The organism is Spongiactinospora gelatinilytica (genome assembly GCF_003236385.1).
GTDB classification, from domain to species: Bacteria; Actinomycetota; Actinomycetes; order Streptosporangiales; family Streptosporangiaceae; genus Spongiactinospora; species Spongiactinospora gelatinilytica.
This window is the reverse complement of record NZ_POUA01000937.1, coordinates 1-390: the sequence shown is the minus strand read 5'-3', so window position 1 is coordinate 390 and position 390 is coordinate 1. Positions and strand designations below refer to the sequence as shown.

The window sequence follows — 390 nt, the reverse complement described above, 5'->3', positions numbered from 1 at the left end:
AATGGGGATTGACGTTTTAAAACCATTAGGATTGTTCATCTTGATTGCCTACGTGGCGATGGCATTCTTTGTAATTGTGGTACTAGGAATTGTGGCTAAGATTCACCACGTGAAATTCTTCCAGTTGCTAAAGGTAATCAAAAATGAATTGATTTTAGCATTTTCAACAGCCAGTTCAGAGGCTGCACTTCCTAAAATTATTGATAAAATGCAAAAATATGGTGTTAGCCAAGGAATCGTATCCTTCGTTATTCCAACTGGATACACGTTCAACCTGGACGGATCAGCTATCTATCAAGCAGTTGGGGCACTCTTCTTAGCCCAGGCTTATCATATTAATTTAAGTATTGGACAACAAATTACACTGCTAGTAGTATTGATGATTACTTC

The 390-nt window shown here is 37.7% G+C and carries 1 protein-coding gene; it reads left to right on the top strand.

The features are described from left to right. Position 1: 1 nt before the first annotated feature. The coding region (locus C1I98_RS46880; protein ID WP_146607990.1) for a cation:dicarboxylate symporter family transporter at positions 2-390 on the top strand (389 nt) is incomplete at its 3' end.